Genomic DNA, 21,173 nt, shown 5'->3' with positions numbered 1-21,173 from the left:
CGAGGTTTGCGTCAAGCGGACTTGCGGCCATAATGACGGCCTTGATTTTCCCAGACTCTGAAGGATCGCCTGTGAGCCAGTCCCTGATCGCTGCCCTGCAAAACCCTGCCCTCTACCCGCATCCAGTAGAGGGATTCCAGGTCATCGAGACCCATATTTCCTGGGTACTGCTTACCGGCCCCTATGCCTATAAAGTGAAGAAGCCGGTCAATTTCGGTTTTCTCGACTTCACCAGCCTTGAGGCTCGCGGACACTTTTGCGCTGAAGAACTGCGCCTGAACCAACGCCTGACCGACGATTTGTACCTCGAAGTGCTGCCCGTCACCGGCAGCGCCGAGGCTCCGCAACTGGGCGGTGAAGGCCCAGCCATCGAATATGTACTGAAGATGCGTCAGTTCCCGCAAAACGGCTTGCTCAGCACCCTGCAAGCCAATGGCGAACTGACCACCGCGCAAATCGACGAGATGGCCGAGCAAATCGCCCGCTTCCACCTCAGCGCGCCGAAAGTGCCGGCCGGGCACGAAGCCGGCACCCCGGACAGCGTCATGGCGCCGGTGCGGCAGAACTTCGAACAGATCCGTCCGTTCCTCAGCGACAAAGCCGACCTGTTGCAACTCGACGCCCTGCAAGCCTGGGCCGAAAGCAGCTTCGAGCGCCTCAAACCGCTGCTCGCCCAGCGCAAGGCCGAAGGTTTCATTCGTGAATGCCACGGTGATATCCATCTGGGCAATGCAACCGTGATCGACGGCAAGGTCGTGATCTTCGACTGCATCGAATTCAACGAACCGTTTCGCTTTACCGACGTTTATGCCGACACCGGTTTCCTGGCGATGGACCTGGAAGATCGCGGCCTGAAGTGCCTGGCGCGTCGCTTCATCAGCCAGTACCTGGAGCTGACCGGCGACTATCGCGGTCTCGAACTGCTGAACTTCTATAAAGCCTACCGCGCACTGGTTCGCGCCAAGGTTGCCCTGTTCAGCATGCCGGCCGACGCCACTGCGGTGCAGCGCGCCACGACCCTGCGCCAATACCGCAACTACGCCAACCTGGCCGAAAGCTATAGCACCATTCCTTCACGCTTCATGGCCATTACCCATGGTGTTTCCGCTGTCGGCAAGAGCCATGTCGCCATGCGCCTGGTCGAAGCCCTGGGCGCGATTCGCCTGCGTTCCGATGTCGAGCGCAAGCGCCTGTTCGGCGAGCAAACCGTTGAGAATGACGTGCAGGCCGGCATCTATAGCGCCGACGCCAGCGCGGCGACCTATGCCCGCCTCCACGAAATCGCCGACGTCATTCTGCGTGCGGGTTTCCCGGTGGTGGTCGACGCCACTTACCTCAAGCGTGATCAGCGTGACAATGCAGCGAAGGTGGCCGAGGCCACGGGTGCACCCTTCCTGATCCTCGACTGCAATGCGCCACAGGCCGTGATCGAAAGCTGGCTGGCCATGCGCCAGGCAGACAAGAAAGACCCGTCCGACGCCACCCTGGCTGTTATCGCCGCCCAGCAAGACAGCCGTGAAGCGCTGACACCCGCGGAAATCCTCTGCAGCAAACGCGTCCAGACCAATGAAAGCGGGACGCTCGATACCGTTGTGGAGCAAATTCGCCAGCGCCTGCCAGGGCTGTAAGTAACTATTTCAGTCGTGAGGCCCTCGCTGGCTTCACGACTGTCAAATAGTGGCACTATACTGGCGTCATAAAAACATCAGGTGATGCGACATGAGCCAGCCGAAACTTCTCGACACACCGCTATATGCCCTGCTGCACAAAGACGACATCAAAGGCTTCAACAGTGAACGCCCCAAGGATGCCCCCATCGACATGGTGGGTGGAGATTTCCGGGGGCTGGACCTGCGCGAACTGAATGCCGACGGCGTGGATTTCAGCGACGCCTACTTCCGTTCCGCCGACTTGCGTGGCATCGATTTTCGCAACGCGAACCTGGAGGGCGCGAGCCTGGCCCACGCGCAGATCTCCGGTACGTACTTTCCAGTGGAACTCAGTGCCGACGAAATCCTGATGTCGATGAACTTCGGCACGCGATTGCGCTATCGCACCCGCTGATCATCGTCGCTGACTGACACGTCCGGCACCTCTCGTTGCGCTGGACGGTGGGGATGTTCGCCCTTTGTTTCCAGATTCTTCCCCGCCTCTCTCTCCACTGCGCTCATAGACTTGTTCATGCACTGCCAATGCTCGTTTCTTAGAAGCATTTGCGTCGTAAACGAGCAAACAATCACGCTTTTCCTACTGATGGCTACACTCCTCAGAAGATTGCCCACGCTCTCCATTCGGCCATCGCAAGGAGGCTTGATGAATGATGAACTGCAACACCTGAAGAATCTTGGCAAGACGTCAGCGCAATGGCTGCATGCCGTGGGCATCCATAGCGCTTCGGACTTGCGTCGCCTCGGGGCGGTGGATGCTTATCGGGCCGTGCGCACGCGCGGTTTTCGGGCGTCCAAGGTGTTGTTGTACGCAATTGAAGGCGCCCTGATGGACGTTCACTGGAATGATATTCCTGCCGAGCGCAAGGAAGCCCTGAACAAACAACTGGAAGCCATCTCTACACGCAACAAGAATTGATCCGACAACTATTTCTGAAGTTTTGCAACCTGGAACCCAATGATTGCGGGGCCTGCAGACACAAATCCGGCAAATCGCAAGGAAATCGAAAAACAGCGGTTGACTTGGTAATGAGAATCGATATGATTATCACAACTGGTCGCGAGACTGGTCGATATTCTGAAAAGCCCTTGGTTCGGACTCTCGGATTATCTCCTCATCAGGCTAATCACGGTTATTTGACCCGGCTCTTGCCGGGTCTTTTTTTGCCTGTGGAAAAGTACTGACAGGATGCCGCGATGGATGCTCCAGGCAGATCACGACGACGCAGGTGGTCAGGCGCATAAACAGCTTTCTTTGAAGGTTTCCCGGGCATCGAATGATCAGGCCAAGTATCCTCGACGACAGGCACTTGTCCCCGGCGGGCAAGACCGCCATTTGATAGCACTTAACCGCCCAGCTCGGACATATCCGGTCACGAGTTGCGGGACCGAGGATAGACATGAAGTTGCTTTGCGCAGGCGCCGAGTTGGTCAATGACAGCAGCCGCGGGTTCGACATCGATGACCAAAAGTTTTTTGCAGTGCGCCGCAGCGGACAGGTTTACGTCTACATCAATCGCTGCCCGCACCGGGGCGTTGCCCTGGAGTGGCATCCCGACCAGTTTCTCGACCCCAGCAACAGCCTGATTCAGTGCGCCACCCATGGCGCACTGTTCCTGATCGAAGACGGTGAATGCGTTGCCGGCCCTTGCGCAGGGCAAGCCTTGACCAGCGTGGCCTGCCGCGAGGATGAACAAGGGATCTGGATCAGCCTTTAGCCACCCGGCAACACGTCCAGACGCCGGTCGACCAGCATTTCTTCGTGGCTCAACCGCACACCGTAAGCCAACACCTCGACACCACAGGCAATAGCCTCACGCAAGGCTTGCGCATAAGCGGCATCGATTTCCTGCGCCGGGCGCACGGCCTCGATGTCGGTCAGGCAAACACAGTACAACTGCACCGCGCGAATACCGTCCCTGGCCAGGTGGGCCAGCTCCCGCAAATGCTTGGCGCCACGCTGGGTGACCGCATCGGGAAACGCCGCCACCGCCGTACCGTCGAAGCCCAGGGTCACGCTTTTGACTTCGACGTAGGCCGGCCCTTCGGGGTAATCAAGGCGGAAATCGATACGACTGTTTTCCTGACCATAAGCCACTTCACGCTTGAGCCCGGTAAAACCGTTCAGTTCGGTGATGACGCCCGCCCGTAGCGCTTCTTCGATCAAACCATTGGCTCGGGCGGTATTCACGCAAAACAGCCGCCCTTGCGGGGTTTCACCGACCTCCCAGGTGCCAGGCAACTTGCGTTTCGGGTCGTTGGAGCGACTGAACCAGACCTGCCCGCCTTCGACCTGACAATTGAGCATCGAGCCAGTGTTCGGGCAGTGAATGGTGAGCAATTCGCCGCCAACGGTTTCGATATCGGCGAGAAATCGCTTGTAACGTCGGATCAGGCGCCCTTCTTCGAGGGGAGGATGAAAACGCATCAGCCTTGCCAGCTCCGCAACCCACGGGCAATGCGCTCGACCGCCTCCTGCAAACGCTCGAGATTTTGCGTATAGGCGAACCGCACATGATGCCCGGCCTGATAACGCCCGAAATCCAGTCCCGGGGTAAATGCCACATGTTCGGTTTCAAGAAAATGTTTACAGAACGCGAAGGCATCGCCGCCGAACTTGCTGATATCGGCGTACAAATAGAAAGCCCCTTCCGGCTCCACGGCAATACCGAAGCCCAGTTCACGCAAGGCCGGTAGCAGGTAATCCCGACGCCGGCCAAATTCGGCGCGACGCTCTTCGAGAATGCTGATGGTTGCCGGCTCGAAACAGGCCAACGCAGCGTACTGCGCCATGCTTGGAGCACTGATGTAGAGGTTCTGGGCGAGCTTTTCCAGCTCACCGACGGCCGCGTCGGGGGCCACCAGCCATCCGAGCCGCCAACCGGTCATCCCGAAGTATTTCGAAAAACTGTTCAGAACGAATGCGCTGTCGTCGACTTCCAGCACGCTGGCCGCATCGGTGCCGTAGGTCAGGCCGTGATAAATCTCGTCGACCACCAGATGACCGTGGCGCTCCTTGATCGCGACAGACAGCTTCGCCAGCTCGTCGCGGGTCAGGATCGTGCCGGTCGGATTGGCAGGCGACGCCACCAATGCGCCAACACTGTCGTGGTCCCAATGACGCTCGATCAGGCCAGGCGTCAATTGATAACGCACATCTGGACCGACCGGCACCAGTTGTGCCGCGCCTTCCACCAGTCGCAGGAAATGCCGGTTACACGGGTAACCAGGGTCCGCCAGCAGCCAGTGTTTACCAGGGTCTACCAGCAAAGCGCTGGCCAGCAGCAACGCGCCGGACCCGCCCGGTGTGATGAGGATGCGCCGTGGGTCGATGTTCAAACCATAACGCTGCTGATAAAAGCCCGAAATGGCCTCGCGCAGCTCCGGAATACCGCGTGCGGCGGTATAACGGGTCCGCCCTGCCGCCAGCGCAGCCTGGCCGGCCTGGATGATCGGCTCGGCGGTGGTGAAGTCCGGCTCGCCGATTTCCAGATGGATTACATCATGGCCCGCTGCCTGCAATTCATTGGCCCGCGCCAACAGCGCCATGACATGGAAAGGTTCGATCGCGCGACTGCGGGCACTGTAGGGCTGAGCCATTGGCCTTCCTTCAACAGGGGAAAAAAACCGATTCTACCCAAGCGCAGGAACGAGCGAGAACCTAAAGCGGTCAGAGGCCTTACAACCCCGACCACAAACGACTCAAGCGCTTACGCAAGGTTTGACTAAAATCAATAATTGAGCAGGGATTCAGAGCCACCAGACAACGGTTTGTCATCATTGGCAAGCACCCTGTGCCGCGAGCTCGACATCCGGGAGTAGCGCGGCCCGAGTTGATCTGGTAAGTTCGCCCGCTTGCAGCCGCGGGGCCGGCAGGTGTCGGTGATGGAGCAATCCTGCGCAGATGGATTACAAGAGTAGAGGCGGTCTATTTCATGTCCACCCAAGCAAAGCAGCAAAACCAGACGATCAGCGGCTTCGAGCCCTATGTTCAGAAAACCGGCGAAGAGTACATGGGCGAGCCCATGCGCAAGCACTTCACCAAGGTCCTGAATCAGTGGAAGAAAGAGCTGATGGAAGGTGTCGACAAGACCGTGGACCACATGAAGGACGAAGCGGCCAACTTCCCTGATCCGGCAGACCGTGCCAGCCAGGAAGAGGAATTCGCCCTCGAACTGCGTGCCCGCGATCGTGAACGCAAGTTGATCAAGAAGATCGACAAGACACTTCAGTTGATCGAAGACGAAGAGTACGGCTGGTGTGAGTCCTGCGGCATCGAGATTGGCGTCAAGCGCCTCGAGGCGCGCCCTACCGCCGACCTGTGCATCGACTGCAAGACCCTGGCGGAAATCAAGGAAAAGCAAGTCGGCAAATAATTGCGACTTGAACGAAGAACGGAGCGTGCGAACGCTCCGTTTTTGTTTCCAAAATTCGCTGATGCCCGTTGCGATTAAAATCGCCATCACTGTAGGAGCGAGCTTGCTCGCGATGAACCTGAGAACGCCGCGGGGTACCAGGCTCCCGGCGTTATCGTTGACGGCAATCGCGAGCAAGCTCGCTCCTGCAGGAATCTGACGACAGCCTGGAATAAGTAGCCTTGCCCTGATGACCGCCACCACTTCCCCCACCTACATCGGGCGTTTCGCCCCGACGCCCAGCGGCCACCTGCATTTTGGTTCACTGGTCGCCGCGCTGGCCTCCTACCTTGACGCGCGCTCGGTGGGTGGACGCTGGCTGATGCGCATGGAAGACCTCGATCCACCCCGCGAGGAACCCGGCGCCCAGGCGGCCATACTCAAGGCACTGGAAAGCTATGGCTTTGAGTGGGATGGCGGCCTGGTTCGCCAAAGCGAGCGGCACGATGCCTACGCCGAGGTGCTCAATCGCCTGTTCAATCAAGGCCTGGCCTACGCCTGTACCTGCTCGCGCAAACAGCTGGAGCCGTATCACGGAATTTATCCGGGCTTGTGCCGCAATGCCGGCCACGGCACTGACGATGCGGCCATCCGCCTGCGCGTACCGGAACTGGAATACCATTTCATTGACCGGGTGCAGGGCCAATACCGACAGCATCTGGGGCGGGAAGTCGGCGATTTCGTGATCCGCCGCCGCGACGGGCTCTACGCTTATCAATTGGCGGTGGTCCTGGACGACGCCTGGCAGGGCATCACCGATATCGTTCGCGGTGCCGACTTGCTGGACTCCACGCCCCGCCAGCTCTACCTGCAAGAACTGCTCGTCCTGCCTCAACCGCGTTATCTGCATATCCCGCTGATTACCCAGCCTGATGGCAACAAGCTCGGTAAATCCTACCGTTCGCCGCCGCTGACCGAGGATCAGGCAACGCCCCTGCTGCTGCGGGCGCTACGGGCGCTGGGACAGAACCCGGGAACCGAACTGACGTACGCCACGCCACGGGAAGTGCTGAATTGGGGCATTGCCCACTGGGATGCCTCGCTGATCCCGCGCACACTGAGCCTGCCCGAGGCACAGCTATTGTGATCGCACTTGCAGTGGCGCACCCATCCGTTACCATCGCCGCACGTTTTCGGGCACGCGCATAAAAAAGAGAGGCCGGGATGTACATCTATCGCTTGGTCCTGCTTTTGGTAGTGGGGATTTACCTGTTTTCCCCGGCCATCATGGATTGGTGGATCGACGCCACTGGCGCCTGGTATCGCCCTTATCTGCTCTGGCTGATTCTGATCGTCGTGACCTTCATCCTGCAGAGCCAAAAAGATGCCGATGAGCTTTAGCCTGACCCAGATGATCCTGATCAGCGCCGCATACCTGGCGGTGCTGTTCGGTGTGGCCTGGATCAGCGAACGGGGCATGATTCCCCGGGCGATCATTCGCCACCCGCTGACCTACACCCTGTCACTGGGCGTCTACGCCAGTGCCTGGGCGTTTTACGGCACCGTGGGCCTGGCCTATCAATACGGCTACGGTTTTCTGTCCAGCTACCTGGGCGTTTCCGGGGCATTCCTGCTGGCGCCGGTGCTGCTCTACCCGATCCTGAAGATCACCCGCACCTATCAACTGTCGTCGCTGGCGGACCTGTTCGCCTTCCGCTTCCGCAGTACCTGGGCCGGTGCGCTGACCACGATTTTCATGCTGGTCGGCGTACTGCCGCTGCTGGCCTTGCAAATTCAGGCGGTCGCCGACTCCATCAGCATCCTCACCCGAGAGCCGGTACAGCATCGCGTGGCCCTGAGCTTCTGCGCACTGATTACGCTGTTCACGATTTTCTTCGGCTCCCGTCACATCGCCACCCGCGAAAAGCATGAAGGCCTGGTATTCGCGATTGCCTTCGAGTCGGTGATCAAGCTGATCGCCCTCGGCGGTGTCGGGCTGTATGCGCTTTACGGCGTGTTCGACGGCCCGCAACAGCTTGAACTGTGGCTGCTGCAAAACCAGACCGCGCTCGCCGCCCTGCACACGCCGTTGCAGGAAGGCCCGTGGCGTACGCTGCTGCTGGTGTTCTTCGCCTCGGCGATCGTGATGCCGCACATGTATCACATGACCTTTACCGAGAACCTCAACCCGCGCTCGCTGGTCAGCGCGAGCTGGGGCCTGCCGTTGTTCCTGTTGCTGATGAGCCTGGCGGTGCCGCTGATTCTCTGGGCCGGCCTGAAGCTCGGCGCCACCACCAACCCGGAATACTTCACCCTGGGAATCGGCATCGCCGCCAACAGCAAGGCTTTGGCGTTGCTGGCCTATGTCGGCGGGCTGTCCGCCGCCAGTGGCCTGATCATCGTCACCACGCTGGCACTGTCCGGGATGGCCTTGAACCACCTGGTCCTGCCGCTGTATCAACCACCGGCCGAAGGCAACATCTACCGCTGGCTGAAGTGGACTCGCCGGGCGCTGATCGTCGCGATCATCATGGCCGGCTACGGTTTCTACCTGATGCTCGGAGCCGAGCAGGACCTGGCCAACCTCGGCATTGTCGCTTTCGTCGCCACGTTGCAGTTCCTGCCGGGCGTGCTCTCGGTCCTGTATTGGCCGACCGCCAACCGTCGCGGCTTCATCGCCGGCTTGCTGGCGGGGATCCTGGTGTGGCTGGTGACCATGCTGTTACCGCTGGTTGGCAACCTGCAAGGCTTCTACATTCCACTGCTGAACATGATCTACGTGCTGGACGACACCAGCTGGCACATGGCGGCAATTGCCTCGCTGGCGGCCAACGTGCTGATGTTCACGCTGATCTCGCTGTTCACCAACGCCAGCACCGAAGAGGCCAGCGCTGCCGAAGCCTGCGCTGTGGATAACGTTCGCCGCCCGCAACGTCGGGAACTGCACGCCGCCTCGCCCCAGGAGTTCGCCACGCAACTGGCCAAGCCACTGGGTGCAAAAGCGGCGCAGAAAGAAGTGGAACAGGCACTGCGCGACCTCTATCTGCCTTTCGACGAGCGCCGCCCCTATGCCCTGCGTCGCTTGCGTGACCGCATCGAAGCCAATCTCTCCGGCCTGATGGGCCCGAGCGTGGCCCAGGACATGGTCGAGACGTTCCTGCCGTACAAGGCTGGCGGCGAAAACTACGTCACCGAAGACATTCACTTCATCGAAAGCCGCCTCGAGGATTACCACTCGCGCCTGACCGGCCTGGCCGCCGAGCTCGATGCCCTGCGCCGCTATCACCGCCAGACCCTTCAGGAATTGCCGATGGGCGTTTGCTCACTGGCCAAGGATCAGGAGATCCTCATGTGGAACAAGGCCATGGAGGAACTCACCGGCATCGCCGCGCAGCGCGTGGTCGGTTCGCGCCTGAGTACCATTGCCGACCCATGGAAAGACCTGCTGCAAGGCTTCATCAATCTGCCAGACGAGCATTTGCACAAACAGCACCTGGCCCTCGACGGCCAGACACGCTGGTTGAACCTGCACAAAGCGGCGATCGACGAACCCCTCGCGCCGGGCAACAGTGGCCTGGTGTTGCTGGTGGAAGACTTGACCGAAACCCAGATGCTCGAGGACAAACTGGTGCACTCCGAGCGCCTGGCCAGCATCGGTCGACTGGCGGCCGGCGTGGCCCATGAAATCGGCAACCCGATCACCGGTATCGCGTGCCTGGCGCAAAACCTGCGCGAAGAACGTGAAGAAGACGGCGAGCTGAAGGAAATCAGCGGCCAGATCCTCGAGCAGACCAAACGCGTGTCGCGCATCGTCCAGTCGTTGATGAGCTTTGCCCATGCCGGCAGCCATCAGCACAACGACGAGCCCGTCTGTCTGGCCGAAGTGGCTCAGGATGCCATCGGCCTGCTGGCACTGAACCGACGCAATTTCGAAGTGCAGTTCTACAACCTGTGCGACCCCGAACACTGGGTCGAAGGCGACCCGCAACGGTTGGCCCAGGTATTGATCAACCTGCTTTCAAACGCCCGTGACGCCTCGCCTCCCGGCAGTGCGGTACGGGTCAAGAGCGAAGCCGGCGAACACACGGTCGATCTGATCGTGGAGGACGAAGGCAGCGGTATTCCGTCGAGCATCATGGACCGATTGTTCGAACCTTTCTTCACCACCAAGGACCCTGGCGAAGGCACCGGTCTGGGCCTTGCACTGGTCTATTCCATCGTTGAAGAGCATTATGGACAAATCACCATCGACAGCCCGGCTGATGTTCAAAGCCAACGCGGTACCCGAATCAGGGTTACCTTGCCGCGTCATGTCGAAGCGACGTCCGCTGTGAACTGAGACCGTCGAGAGTATCGAATCAATGCCGCACATTTTGATCGTCGAAGACGAAACCATTATCCGCTCCGCCTTGCGCCGCCTGCTGGAACGTAACCAGTACCAGGTCAGCGAAGCCGGATCAGTGCAGGAAGCACAAGAACGCTTCACCATTCCCTCGTTCGACCTGATCATCAGTGACCTGCGCCTGCCGGGCGCGCCTGGCACGGAGTTGATCAAGCTCGCCCAGGGCACGCCGGTGCTGATCATGACCAGCTATGCCAGCCTGCGCTCGGCGGTCGACTCGATGAAAATGGGCGCGGTGGACTACATTGCCAAGCCATTCGACCATGACGAAATGCTGCAAGCGGCCGCACGAATCCTGCGTGACCGACAAACGGTACAAGCCGGCGGTGAAGCGGTTGCCGGCAAAGCCGCCAACGGTGCGGCGAAATCCGGTACCGACAACAGCAACGGTGAGATCGGCATTATCGGCTCGTGCCCACCGATGCAGGACCTGTACGGCAAGATCCGCAAAGTGGCACCGACCGACTCCAACGTTCTGATCCAGGGCGAATCGGGTACTGGTAAGGAACTGGTGGCGCGCGCCCTGCACAACCTGTCCAAACGTGCCAAGGCGCCGATGATTTCGGTGAACTGCGCGGCCATTCCGGAAAGCCTGATCGAGTCCGAACTGTTCGGCCACGAAAAAGGCGCATTCACCGGCGCCAGCGCCGGGCGCGCCGGCCTGGTGGAAGCGGCGGACGGCGGCACCTTGTTCCTCGACGAAATCGGCGAACTGCCACTGGAAGCCCAGGCTCGCCTGCTGCGCGTATTGCAGGAAGGCGAGATTCGTCGCGTGGGCTCGGTGCAGTCGCAAAAAGTCGACGTGCGCCTGATCGCCGCGACTCACCGCGACCTCAAGAGCCTGGCGAAAATCGGCCAGTTCCGTGAAGACTTGTATTACCGCCTCCACGTTATCGCGCTGAAGCTGCCAGCCCTGCGCGAACGCGGTGCGGACGTCAACGAAATCGCCAATGCGTTCCTGGCGCGGCAAAGTGCGCGGATCAACCGCACCGACCTGAAATTCGCCGCGGATGCCGAGCAAGCCATTCGTCACTACTCCTGGCCGGGCAACGTTCGTGAACTGGAAAACGCCGTCGAGCGCGCCGTTATCCTGTGCGAAAGCCCGGAAATCTCCGCCGAGCTGCTGGGTATCGACATCGAACTGGGTGACCTGGAAGACGACGAATTCATTGGCCTGGCGCCACAACAGGGCAACGCCAGTAACAGCAACCACGAACCGACCGAAGATCTCTCCCTGGAAGACTACTTCCAGCATTTCGTCCTCGAACATCAGGACCACATGACCGAAACCGAGCTGGCCCGCAAGCTCGGGGTCAGTCGCAAATGCCTGTGGGAGCGCCGTCAGCGCCTGGGAATCCCACGTCGCAAGACCGGGGTGACCAGCGAAAGCTGAACCGTACCTGTCTCATGTGCGGGTAACACATGACTTTGGTGAAAAAACTGTTACCTCAGTTTTTTCACGTAACAGAAGCCGGGGCTTACGGTAACGAAGCCCCGGCTTTTTTTGGCCCTCGAAATGCCTGCCGACCGACCTAACCCCTTGTTTTATTGGGTTTCGCAAAAGTTGGCACGCACCCTGCTATATGTTTGGTACAAGAACAATAACAAGCAATGCACAAGACAATAAAAATAAGACGAATCGACTCACGCACAATAAAAACAAGACGGCGAGAGGCGCAGCTAACTGATTCTTTTGGAGAGGCGTTGTATTTGGGGCTTGCCCCACGACCAGGCCGAGAACAACAAAAAACTGTCTTAAGACAGAGCCTGTACTGGTTGGATCGAAAGATCACTGCAATTCAGCGACCAAAGCAATCCGTTTGCTCTTGGCTCCCGACTGGGAGGGTCATGAAGGAAAGCTTCATGACGAGGGCACTCAACAAAAACAAGAAGCCCGAAACCAAAAATAAAAATAGAGCATGCAACTACTTCTTGGGGAGCTTCGGCTCCCCTTGTGGTTTCCGCGATTCCCCCCCATACCCGCTTCCTGTACCTGTACCTGTAGGAGCGAGCTTGCTCGCGAAAAAACCACAGGCAGCACTGGGCATCCGGTTTTCCGCGTCATCGTTCACACCATCGCGAGCAAGCTCGCTCCCACAGTGTCCTACACCATCCCCCGACTAAATGCTAGAATCCCCGCCCATCATGCGGTCATTCTTCTGTTATGGCCGAATATTCCTTCAAACAGTGCATCCCATGCTGAAGAAGCTGTTCCAGTCATTCCGTTCTCCCAAGCGTCCTACGCAACACATTCGCAGCACGCCTGAAGTGCTCAACAGCGGCCAACACTCGCTGCAGAAGGCGCAATTCAGCCGTTACGCGGTGAATATCGTTGAACGCCTGCAGAACGCCGGTTATCAGGCTTATCTGGTTGGCGGTTGCGTGCGCGACATGCTGCTGGGTATCACCCCGAAAGATTTCGACGTTGCCACCAGCGCCACACCCGAGCAGGTACGGGCCGAATTCCGTAACGCGCGAATCATCGGGCGCCGGTTCAAACTGGTGCACATCCACTTCGGCCGCGAAATCATCGAAGTCGCGACCTTTCGCGCCAATCACCCGCAAAACGAAGACGAGGAAGACAGCAACCAGTCTTCGCGCAACGAAAGCGGGCGCATCTTGCGCGATAACGTTTACGGCACCCTGGAAGAGGACGCGCAACGTCGCGACTTCACCATCAATGCCTTGTATTACGATCCGGTCAGCGAACGCATCCTCGACTACGCCAACGGCGTACACGACATCCGCAATCACCTGATCCGCCTGATCGGCGATCCGACGCAACGCTACCAGGAAGACCCGGTACGGATGCTGAGGGCCGTGCGTTTCGCCGCCAAGCTGAACTTCGGCATCGAAAAACACAGCGCCCTGCCGATCCGCGGCCTGGCGCCGATGCTGCGCGAGATCCCGTCGGCTCGTCTGTTCGAAGAGGTGCTCAAGCTGTTCCTCTCCGGCCATGCCGCCGACACGTTTGAAATGCTGGTCGACCTGCAGTTGTTCGATCCACTGTTCCCGGCCAGCGCCGAAGCACTGGAATACAACCCGACGTACACCCACACCCTGATCAGCGAAGCACTGATCAATACCGACCTGCGGATCAAGCAGAACAAACCGGTAACCCCGGCGTTCCTGTTTGCAGCCCTGCTCTGGCCTGCCCTGCCGGCCCGCGTCCTGCGCCTGCAGGAGCGTGGCATGCCGCCGATTCCGGCGATGCAGGAAGCGGCGCACGAGCTCATTGCCGAGCAGTGCCAGCGCATTGCGATTCCGAAACGCTTCACCATGCCGATCCGCGAAATCTGGGACATGCAGGAACGCCTGCCCCGCCGCAGCGGCAAGCGTGCCGATCTGTTGCTGGACAATCCGCGCTTCCGCGCCGGCTACGACTTCCTGCTGCTGCGCGAAAGCGCCGGCGAGCAGACCGATGGCCTGGGCGAATGGTGGACGGACTATCAGGACGCCAACGAAAGCGAGCGTCGCGACATGATTCGCGACCTCAGCGGCAAGGACGAAGGCACCGGCGCCCCGCGCAAGCGTCGCCGCAGCGGTGGCTCCAAGCGCAAACGCGCTGCCGGCGCTTCGAGCACCACGGGCGAGTAATCCATGGAACGCATCTACATCGGCATGGGCAGCAATCTGGCTGACCCCGCCGAACAATTGCGCAGCGCCGTCGAAGCGCTGGCGCAGTTGCCGCAATCGCAGCTGGTCGGGGTTTCTGCGTTTTACCAAAGTGACTCGCTTCTGCCCGGCCAACCGCGTTACACCAATGCAGTCGCCGCTCTCGACAGCACACTGGCGCCGCTGGATCTTCTGGATGCCTTGCAGGCCATCGAAAACGGCCAGGGTCGCGAGCGTCTTGAGCGCTGGGGACCGCGCACGCTGGACCTCGACATCTTGCTGTTCGGTGATCGCCTGATCGACGAACTGCGCCTCAAGGTTCCCCATTACCACATGCAGGAACGGGCCTTCGTACTGTATCCGCTGGCGGAACTGGCCCCTGCGGATCTGCGTCTGGCCGATGGCCGGAACTTGGCCGAACTGCTCAAGGCATGCCCGTTCGTCGGCCTGGAACGCCTCCTCCCGACGTGACACAAATTCCCTGTGGGAGCGGGCTTGCTCGCGAAAGCGGTGTATCAATCAACATTAATGTTGAATCTGATGCCCCCTTCGCGAGCAAGCCCGCTCCCACATTGGTTTTGTGTCGCGCACAAGATCTGCTGCTGAATCGCATCAGTTACCCCGGTAACACCCCACCCGTAACAATGCGGTAACACACGCAATTGACTTCCCTCGTTCTCCTCACGACTATAGGCGTCCCGCTGCCGCCTACACGGCGTTCAAGGGCGCAATCCAGGCCTTAAAAGCACGACGAAAGAGCGTGCGCCTGTATTCAACGAAGAATCACGCGCGTTACTCGCAGTAGTTTCCACAGCGCCTGAATGAGGAACTTTTCATGCCAGCCATCACCCTGACCACCCTGCAAGGTCTGAAGCAAAAAGGTGAAAAAATCACCATGCTGACCTGCTACGACGCGACCTTCGCCCACGCCTGCAATCAGGCCGGCGTCGAAGTGCTGTTGGTGGGCGACTCCCTCGGCATGGTTCTGCAGGGCCACGACAGCACCTTGCCTGTCACCACCTCGGAAATGGCTTACCACGTGGCCGCCGTCAAACGCGGTAACAGCGATGCCCTGATCCTCGCCGACCTGCCTTTCATGGCCTACGCCACCACCGAGCAAGCCATGACCAACAGCGCCCTGTTGATGCAGGCCGGCGCGCACATGGTCAAGGTCGAAGGAGCATTGTGGCTGGCCGACTCGATCCGCCTGCTGGCCGAGCGCGGCATCCCTGTCTGCGCGCACATGGGCCTGACGCCACAGTCGGTGAACATCCTTGGCGGCTACAAGGTCCAGGGTCGCAATGAAAACCAGGCGCGGCAGATGCGTGCCGACGCGATCGCCCTGGAACAGGCTGGCGCGGCAATGCTGCTGCTCGAGTGCGTCCCGAGCGAACTGGCGGAAGAAATCACCCAGGCGGTGAAGATTCCGGTGATAGGTATTGGCGCCGGCAATCGCACCGACGGCCAGGTGCTGGTTCTGCACGACATGCTGGGCCTGTCCATTACCGGTCGCGTGCCGAAATTCGTGAAAAACTTCATGACTGGCCAGGCCAGCATTGAAGCTGCATTGAATGCCTACGTGACTGAAGTCAAAGCGGCAACTTTCCCTGGGATCGAACACGGATTCTCTGCATGAATACCGTAAAAACCGTACGCGAACTGCGGGCCGCCGTGGCCCGAGCCCGTGGCGAAGGCAAACGCATCGCCTTTGTGCCAACCATGGGCAACCTGCACAGCGGCCACGTGGCGCTGGTGACCAAAGCCTCCCAACGGGCGGACTTCGTGGTGGCGAGCGTTTTCGTCAACCCGCTGCAATTCGGTGCTGGCGAAGACCTCGACAAGTACCCGCGCACCCTCGCCGCCGACCAGGAAAAACTGCTCCAGGCCGGTTGCCATTTGCTGTTTGCCCCCACCGTTGAAGAAATGTATCCCGACGGCATGGCCGGCCAGACCCGCGTCAGTGTCCCGCAATTGTCCGAAGGTCTGTGCGGCGCCAGCCGTCCGGGGCATTTCGAAGGCGTGGCGACGGTGGTCAGCAAGCTGTTCAACATGGTCCAGCCGGACCTGGCGATTTTCGGCGAGAAAGACTTTCAGCAACTGGCGGTGATTCGCGCGCTGGTTCATGACCTGAACATGCCGATCCAGATCATCGGTGAGCCGACTGTTCGCGCAACCGATGGCCTGGCGCTGTCGTCGCGCAACGGTTTCCTCAGCGAAGAGCAACGCGCTGTGGCACCGGTGGTTTATCGCACGCTGAATGCGATCGGCGAAGCGATCAAGCAGGGCGAACGCGACTACCCGGCGCTGATCGGCACCCAGATCAAACAGCTCGAAGCAGCCGGCCTGCGTCCTGACTACCTGGAAATCCGCCATGCCCTGACCTTGCGCCCGGCGACGGCGCAGGATCGTGACCTGGTGATTCTGGTGGCGGCGTTCCTCGGTACGACGCGGTTGATCGACAACCTGCACCTGAACCTCGACGCGCCAATCTAAACACTGCAATACCCTGTGGGAGCGGGCTTGCTCGCGAATACGGTCTGTCAGCTGACACATACGTCGACTGACGCAACGCCTTCGCGAGCAAGCCCGCTCCCACATTCGATCTGCGGCAGTTTCCACACCTTATTGCTGCCTCTCAAGCCATCGGGCAAACTGCCCGCCGTTCGATTCCGACCTGGGAAATACTCATGCACGCCATCATGCTCAAAGCCAAGCTGCATCGCGCCGAAGTCACCCACGCTGTACTCGATTACGAAGGCTCCTGCGCCATCGACGGTGAATGGCTGGACCTGTCCGGCATTCGTGAGTACGAGCAGATCCAGATCTACAACGTCGACAACGGCGAGCGCTTCACCACCTACGCCATCCGTGGCGAAGAAGGTTCGCGCATGATCTCGGTCAACGGCGCCGCTGCCCACAAGGCCAAGGTCGGTGATCGCGTGATCATCTGCGCTTACGCTCATTACAGCGAAGCTGAACTGCTCAACTTCAAGCCACGCATGCTCTACATGGCACCGGGCAATGAACTGAGTCACACCAGCAATGCCATTCCGGTCCAGGTTGCCTGATACGAGTCTTGCCTCTTCCGTTTGTCGGACCTTTCCTAACTTCGATGTTAAAAAGTACCGGAAACAGGTCAGACAAAGTCAAGACAGATCATTGCGCGGGGTTTACTGTAGTCGCCCTGCGCCATGAAATCGTGTCGACGCAGTTGACCGGAACGCCCACCCACAGCGCTCCGGGATTTTTAGTGTTCAAAAGGCCGTTCAAGTAATAAGGAAACCCGCAGCGATGGCGTATTACCGCACTCCTCACGACGTTACCGCTCTGCCTGCCTGGCAAGCGTTGAATGACCACCGCCAAGCCATGCAGGATTTCAGCATGCGCGAAGCCTTCAATGCCGATCCGCAGCGTTTTACTCAATTCACCCTCAGCAGCTGCGGCCTGTTTCTCGACTATTCGAAAAACCTGATCAACGCCGAGACCCGCAATCTGCTGGTGGGCCTGGCCAACGAAGTCGACCTCAAGGGCGCGATCAAGTCGCTGTTCGATGGCGAAATCGTCAACTCTTCCGAAGGTCGTCCAGCCCTGCACACGGCCCTGCGCCGCCCGGTCGGCGACAAGCTGTCGGTCAACGGCGTCAACGTGATGCCCGAAGTGCACAAGGTGCTGAACCAGATCACCGACCTCGTCGGCCGTATCCACGACGGTCTGTGGCGCGGTTACACCGAGAAGCCGATCACTGACGTGGTGAACATCGGCATCGGCGGCTCCTTCCTCGGCCCTGAGCTGGTGTCCGAAGCCTTGCTGTCCTACGCCCAGAAAGGCGTGCGTTGCCATTACCTGGCGAACATCGACGGCAGCGAGTTCCACGAACTGACCATGAAGCTGCGCGCCGAGACCACGCTGTTCATCGTCTCGTCGAAATCCTTCAACACCCTCGAAACCCTGAAGAACGCCCAGGCTGCCCGTGCCTGGTATCTGGCCCAGGGTGGTTCGGAAGCCGAGCTGTATCGCCACTTCATCGCGGTATCGAGCAACAACGCCGCCGCCGTAGCGTTCGGTATCCGCGAAGAGAACATCTTCCCGATGTGGGACTGGGTCGGCGGGCGCTACTCGCTGTGGTCGGCCATTGGTCTACCGATTGCCCTGGCCATCGGCATGTCCAACTTCAAGGAATTGCTGTCCGGTGCCTACACCATGGACCAGCACTTCCAGAGCGCACCGTTCGAACAGAACATGCCGGTGCTGCTGGCCTTGCTCGGCGTGTGGTACGGCAACTTCTGGGGCGCGCAAAGCCACGCGATCCTGCCGTACGACCACTACCTGCGTAACATCACCAAGCACCTGCAACAGCTGGACATGGAATCCAATGGCAAGAGCGTGCGCCAGGACGGCAAGCCAGTGTCCACAGACACCGGGCCGGTAATCTGGGGCGGCGTCGGCTGCAACGGTCAGCACGCCTACCACCAGTTGCTGCACCAAGGCACCCAATTGATCCCGGCCGATTTCATCGTGCCGATCGTCAGCTTCAACCCAGTGTCCGACCACCACCAGTGGCTGTACGCCAACTGCCTGTCCCAGAGCCAGGCGCTGATGCTCGGCAAGACCCTTGCCGAGGCCGAAACCGAGCTGCGTGACAAAGGCATGAGCGAAGCCGAAGTGCAAAAGCTTGCACCGCACAAGGTCATCCCGGGCAACCGTCCGAGCAACACCCTGGTGGTCGAGCGCATCAGCCCGCGTCGCCTCGGCGCTCTGGTGGCGATGTACGAACACAAAGTCTTCGTGCAAAGCGTGATCTGGGGCATCAACGCCTTCGACCAGTGGGGCGTGGAACTGGGCAAGGAGCTGGGCAAAGGCGTCTACAACCGCCTGGTCGGCAGCGAAGAAACCCCGGCCGAGGACGCCTCGACCCAGGGGCTGATCAACTACTTCCGCGGTCGTCACCGCGGTTGATTTGACGGCACAGCCCACAGACTTTGGATCGAACCCAAATTCTGTGGGCAATAAACATCCAGTGTGGGAGCGGGCTTGCTCGCGAAGAGGCCGGTACATTCAACATCCTTGTTGACTGAACCACCGTCTTCGCGAGCAAGCCCGCTCCCACAGTTGTTTTGTGTACGACTTGAACCCATCGATCTCTCGGCGCATCTTTATCCTTGTCGCAAAACAAGCATAAGGAACCGTCATGTTCGATATCAGCACGTTCCCCAAAGCCGATGCCGTCCGCCGGGCTGCACAATTGAGTCAAGACGACTACCACCGCCTGTACCGCGAATCCGTCGAACACCCAAGTACGTTCTGGGCCGAACAGGCCACGCGTTTTCTCGACTGGAGCAAACCGTGGGACACCGTCCAGCGCTACAACCTGAAAACCGGTGAGGCCAGCTGGTTTGCCGGCGCGCAATTGAACGTCAGCTACAACTGCATCGACCGACACCTGGAGAAACGCGGCGATCAAATCGCGATCATCTGGGAAGGCGATGACCCCGCCGAATCCACCCAAATCACCTACAAAAAACTCCATCACCACGTCTGTCGACTGGCCAACGTGCTCAAAAGCCGTGGCGTGAAGAAAGGCGACCGCGTGTGCATCTACATGCCGATGATCCCCGAAGCCGCCTACGCCATGCTCGCCTGCGCGCGGATCGGTGCGATTCATTCAGTGGTGTTCGGCGGATTCTCCCCGGACTCCCTGCGTGACCGGATCCTCGACGCCGACTGCCGCACCGTGATCACCGCCGATGAAGGCGTGCGCGGCGGTAAATTCGTGCCGCTCAAACACAACGTCGACAAGGCCCTGCAAAGCTGCCCCGATGTCAGCAGCGTGATCGTGGTCGAGCGCACCCAAAACCAGGTGAATTGGGTTGAAGGCCGCGACCTCTGGTATCACCAGGCGCTGCGCGACGTCAGCGACGATTGCCCACCCGAACCAATGGACGCAGAAGACCCGCTGTTCATCCTCTATACCTCAGGCAGCACCGGCAAACCCAAAGGCGTTTTGCACACAACCGGCGGCTACCTGCTACAAGCGGCGATGACCTTCAAATACGTGCTGGATTACCGCGACGGCGAAGTGTTCTGGTGCACTGCCGATGTCGGCTGGGTCACCGGCCACAGCTACATCGTGTACGGCCCGCTGGCCAACGGTGCGACCACGCTGATCTTCGAAGGCGTGCCGAGCTACCCGAGTACGTCGCGTTTCTGGCAAGTGATCGACAAACACAAGGTGAACATCTTCTACACCGCCCCCACCGCCCTGCGCGCCCTGATGCGCGAAGGTCCCGAGCCGTTGAAGGAAACGTCGCGCCAAAGCATCCGATTGCTCGGTACCGTCGGCGAACCGATCAACCCGGAAGCGTGGGAGTGGTACTTCCATGAGGTCGGCGAAGAGCGCTGCCCGATCGTCGATACCTGGTGGCAGACCGAAACCGGCGGCATCATGCTCAGTCCCTTGGTCAGCGCACAGCGGATAAAACCCGGTTGCGCCACGCATCCGATGTTCGGTGTGCAACCGGTGCTGCTCGACGAGCAGGGCAAGGAAATCAAAGGCGCCGGCAGCGGCGTACTCGCCATAAAGTCCAGTTGGCCGGCGCAGATCCGCAGCGTCTATCGCGACCCGCAACGCATGGTCGACACCTACTTCAAGCCGTATCCCGGTTACTACTTCACCGGCGATGGCGCGCGGCGCGATGAAGATGGCGATTACTGGATCACCGGACGCATCGACGATGTGATCAACGTGTCCGGCCACCGTATCGGCACCGCCGAAGTGGAAAGCGCCCTGGTGCTGCACGAGAGCATCGCCGAGGCCGCTGCTGTCGGTTACCCCCACGACATCAAGGGCCAGGGCATCTATGTCTTCGTCACGCCCATGAACGGCGTCGAAACCAACGATGAATTGAAGAAGGAATTGCTGGCCCTCGTCAGCCAGGAAATCGGCAGTTTCGCCAAACCGGATTTGATCCAGTGGGCGCCGGCCTTGCCGAAAACCCGCTCAGGCAAGATCATGCGGCGCATTCTGCGCAAGATCGCCTGCAACGAACTCGATAGCCTGGGCGACACTTCGACACTGGCCGATCCAAGCGTGGTACAAGGCTTGATCGATAAACGCCTGAATCAATAACGCACTGG

The 21,173-nt window shown here is 59.7% G+C and carries 18 protein-coding genes; 16 read left to right on the top strand and 2 right to left on the bottom strand.

What is annotated here, in order from left to right; translation table 11 throughout:
- Positions 1–71 precede the first annotated feature (71 nt).
- The 4 genes from KGA98_RS01505 to KGA98_RS01490 all read left to right on the top strand — a co-directional run bounded on the left by KGA98_RS01505 (position 72) and on the right by KGA98_RS01490 (position 3,385).
- Positions 72–1,628: an AAA family ATPase gene (locus KGA98_RS01505; RefSeq protein WP_223500482.1), complete on the top strand. Its 1,557-nt coding sequence runs from the start codon at positions 72–74 to the stop codon at positions 1,626–1,628.
- 91 nt (positions 1,629–1,719) lie between these two features.
- A complete protein-coding gene (locus tag KGA98_RS01500) occupies positions 1,720–2,064 on the top strand; it encodes a pentapeptide repeat-containing protein (RefSeq protein ID WP_223500479.1) in 345 nt (114 codons plus the stop codon).
- Positions 2,065–2,313: 249 nt separating this feature from the next.
- Positions 2,314–2,586: a TfoX/Sxy family protein gene (locus KGA98_RS01495; RefSeq protein ID WP_057713281.1), complete on the top strand. Its 273-nt coding sequence runs from the start codon at positions 2,314–2,316 to the stop codon at positions 2,584–2,586.
- Between the two features lie 481 nt (positions 2,587–3,067).
- On the top strand, positions 3,068–3,385 hold the full coding sequence (locus tag KGA98_RS01490) for a Rieske (2Fe-2S) protein (protein WP_223500474.1): 318 nt from the start codon (positions 3,068–3,070) through the stop codon (positions 3,383–3,385).
- Here the strand turns inward: KGA98_RS01490 and sfsA are convergent.
- Both sfsA and KGA98_RS01480 read right to left on the bottom strand, forming a co-directional pair.
- The gene (gene sfsA, locus KGA98_RS01485) at positions 3,382–4,095 is read right to left on the bottom strand and encodes a DNA/RNA nuclease SfsA (protein WP_150813455.1); all 714 of its coding nucleotides are present in this window, start codon (positions 4,093–4,095) and stop codon (positions 3,382–3,384) included. The genes KGA98_RS01490 and sfsA overlap by 4 nt on opposite strands.
- A complete protein-coding gene (locus KGA98_RS01480) occupies positions 4,095–5,267 on the bottom strand; it encodes a pyridoxal phosphate-dependent aminotransferase (protein WP_223500473.1) in 1,173 nt (390 codons plus the stop codon). Before KGA98_RS01480 ends, sfsA begins: the two co-directional genes overlap by 1 nt.
- A 335-nt stretch (positions 5,268–5,602) precedes the next feature.
- Between KGA98_RS01480 and dksA the strand changes: the two genes are divergently transcribed.
- From dksA to acs, 12 genes are all read left to right on the top strand, one after another.
- Positions 5,603–6,043: an RNA polymerase-binding protein DksA gene (dksA, locus tag KGA98_RS01475; protein WP_008053890.1), complete on the top strand. Its 441-nt coding sequence runs from the start codon at positions 5,603–5,605 to the stop codon at positions 6,041–6,043.
- A gap of 229 nt (positions 6,044–6,272) precedes the next feature.
- Positions 6,273–7,169, top strand: coding sequence for a tRNA glutamyl-Q(34) synthetase GluQRS (gluQRS, locus tag KGA98_RS01470; protein WP_223500471.1), 897 nt, complete (start codon positions 6,273–6,275; stop codon positions 7,167–7,169).
- 77 nt (positions 7,170–7,246) lie between these two features.
- Complete coding sequence (locus tag KGA98_RS01465) at positions 7,247–7,423, top strand: hypothetical protein (RefSeq protein WP_003176118.1); 177 nt, start codon at positions 7,247–7,249, stop codon at positions 7,421–7,423.
- Entirely contained in the window at positions 7,407–10,361 is a 2,955-nt protein-coding gene (locus tag KGA98_RS01460) for a sensor histidine kinase (protein ID WP_167362842.1), read from the top strand. Before KGA98_RS01465 ends, KGA98_RS01460 begins: the two co-directional genes overlap by 17 nt.
- 22 nt (positions 10,362–10,383) lie before the next feature.
- The gene (locus tag KGA98_RS01455) at positions 10,384–11,817 is read left to right on the top strand and encodes a sigma-54-dependent transcriptional regulator (protein ID WP_057713275.1); all 1,434 of its coding nucleotides are present in this window, start codon (positions 10,384–10,386) and stop codon (positions 11,815–11,817) included.
- A gap of 803 nt (positions 11,818–12,620) precedes the next feature.
- Positions 12,621–14,021 (top strand): polynucleotide adenylyltransferase PcnB, encoded by a 1,401-nt coding sequence (locus tag KGA98_RS01450; protein ID WP_056728631.1) that lies wholly within the window; start codon positions 12,621–12,623, stop codon positions 14,019–14,021.
- Positions 14,022–14,024: 3 nt separating this feature from the next.
- Positions 14,025–14,510, top strand: coding sequence for a 2-amino-4-hydroxy-6-hydroxymethyldihydropteridine diphosphokinase (folK, locus tag KGA98_RS01445; protein ID WP_223500468.1), 486 nt, complete (start codon positions 14,025–14,027; stop codon positions 14,508–14,510).
- A gap of 364 nt (positions 14,511–14,874) precedes the next feature.
- Entirely contained in the window at positions 14,875–15,675 is an 801-nt protein-coding gene (gene panB, locus KGA98_RS01440; RefSeq protein ID WP_223500466.1) for a 3-methyl-2-oxobutanoate hydroxymethyltransferase, read from the top strand.
- Positions 15,672–16,532, top strand: coding sequence for a pantoate--beta-alanine ligase (gene panC / locus KGA98_RS01435; RefSeq protein ID WP_057713272.1), 861 nt, complete (start codon positions 15,672–15,674; stop codon positions 16,530–16,532). Before panB ends, panC begins: the two co-directional genes overlap by 4 nt.
- A gap of 194 nt (positions 16,533–16,726) precedes the next feature.
- Complete coding sequence (gene panD / locus KGA98_RS01430; protein ID WP_003228271.1) at positions 16,727–17,107, top strand: aspartate 1-decarboxylase; 381 nt, start codon at positions 16,727–16,729, stop codon at positions 17,105–17,107.
- Between the two features lie 223 nt (positions 17,108–17,330).
- Positions 17,331–18,995 (top strand): glucose-6-phosphate isomerase, encoded by a 1,665-nt coding sequence (gene pgi, locus KGA98_RS01425; protein WP_223500462.1) that lies wholly within the window; start codon positions 17,331–17,333, stop codon positions 18,993–18,995.
- Positions 18,996–19,227: 232 nt separating this feature from the next.
- On the top strand, positions 19,228–21,165 hold the full coding sequence (acs, locus tag KGA98_RS01420; protein WP_223500460.1) for an acetate--CoA ligase: 1,938 nt from the start codon (positions 19,228–19,230) through the stop codon (positions 21,163–21,165).
- Positions 21,166–21,173 lie beyond the last annotated feature (8 nt).

It is taken from the genome of Pseudomonas sp. BF-R-24 (genome assembly GCF_019947335.1).
Lineage (GTDB): Bacteria > Pseudomonadota > Gammaproteobacteria > Pseudomonadales > Pseudomonadaceae > Aquipseudomonas > Aquipseudomonas jessenii.
This window is presented reverse-complemented; position numbering and strand designations above follow the sequence as displayed.

Excerpts from the sequence above, each read along its gene's own strand:
- KGA98_RS01500 (WP_223500479.1), top strand. The coding sequence starts at position 1,720 with ATGAGCCAGCCGAAACTTCTCGACACACCGCTATATGCCCTGCTGCAC.
- KGA98_RS01495 (WP_057713281.1), top strand. The coding sequence starts at position 2,314 with ATGAATGATGAACTGCAACACCTGAAGAATCTTGGCAAGACGTCAGCG.
- KGA98_RS01490 (WP_223500474.1), top strand. The coding sequence starts at position 3,068 with ATGAAGTTGCTTTGCGCAGGCGCCGAGTTGGTCAATGACAGCAGCCGC.
- sfsA (WP_150813455.1), bottom strand. The coding sequence starts at position 4,095 with ATGCGTTTTCATCCTCCCCTCGAAGAAGGGCGCCTGATCCGACGTTAC.
- KGA98_RS01480 (WP_223500473.1), bottom strand. The coding sequence starts at position 5,267 with ATGGCTCAGCCCTACAGTGCCCGCAGTCGCGCGATCGAACCTTTCCAT.
- dksA (WP_008053890.1), top strand. The coding sequence starts at position 5,603 with ATGTCCACCCAAGCAAAGCAGCAAAACCAGACGATCAGCGGCTTCGAG.
- gluQRS (WP_223500471.1), top strand. The coding sequence starts at position 6,273 with ATGACCGCCACCACTTCCCCCACCTACATCGGGCGTTTCGCCCCGACG.
- KGA98_RS01465 (WP_003176118.1), top strand. The coding sequence starts at position 7,247 with ATGTACATCTATCGCTTGGTCCTGCTTTTGGTAGTGGGGATTTACCTG.
- KGA98_RS01460 (WP_167362842.1), top strand. The coding sequence starts at position 7,407 with ATGCCGATGAGCTTTAGCCTGACCCAGATGATCCTGATCAGCGCCGCA.
- KGA98_RS01455 (WP_057713275.1), top strand. The coding sequence starts at position 10,384 with ATGCCGCACATTTTGATCGTCGAAGACGAAACCATTATCCGCTCCGCC.
- KGA98_RS01450 (WP_056728631.1), top strand. The coding sequence starts at position 12,621 with ATGCTGAAGAAGCTGTTCCAGTCATTCCGTTCTCCCAAGCGTCCTACG.
- folK (WP_223500468.1), top strand. The coding sequence starts at position 14,025 with ATGGAACGCATCTACATCGGCATGGGCAGCAATCTGGCTGACCCCGCC.
- panB (WP_223500466.1), top strand. The coding sequence starts at position 14,875 with ATGCCAGCCATCACCCTGACCACCCTGCAAGGTCTGAAGCAAAAAGGT.
- panC (WP_057713272.1), top strand. The coding sequence starts at position 15,672 with ATGAATACCGTAAAAACCGTACGCGAACTGCGGGCCGCCGTGGCCCGA.
- panD (WP_003228271.1), top strand. The coding sequence starts at position 16,727 with ATGCACGCCATCATGCTCAAAGCCAAGCTGCATCGCGCCGAAGTCACC.
- pgi (WP_223500462.1), top strand. The coding sequence starts at position 17,331 with ATGGCGTATTACCGCACTCCTCACGACGTTACCGCTCTGCCTGCCTGG.
- acs (WP_223500460.1), top strand. The coding sequence starts at position 19,228 with ATGTTCGATATCAGCACGTTCCCCAAAGCCGATGCCGTCCGCCGGGCT.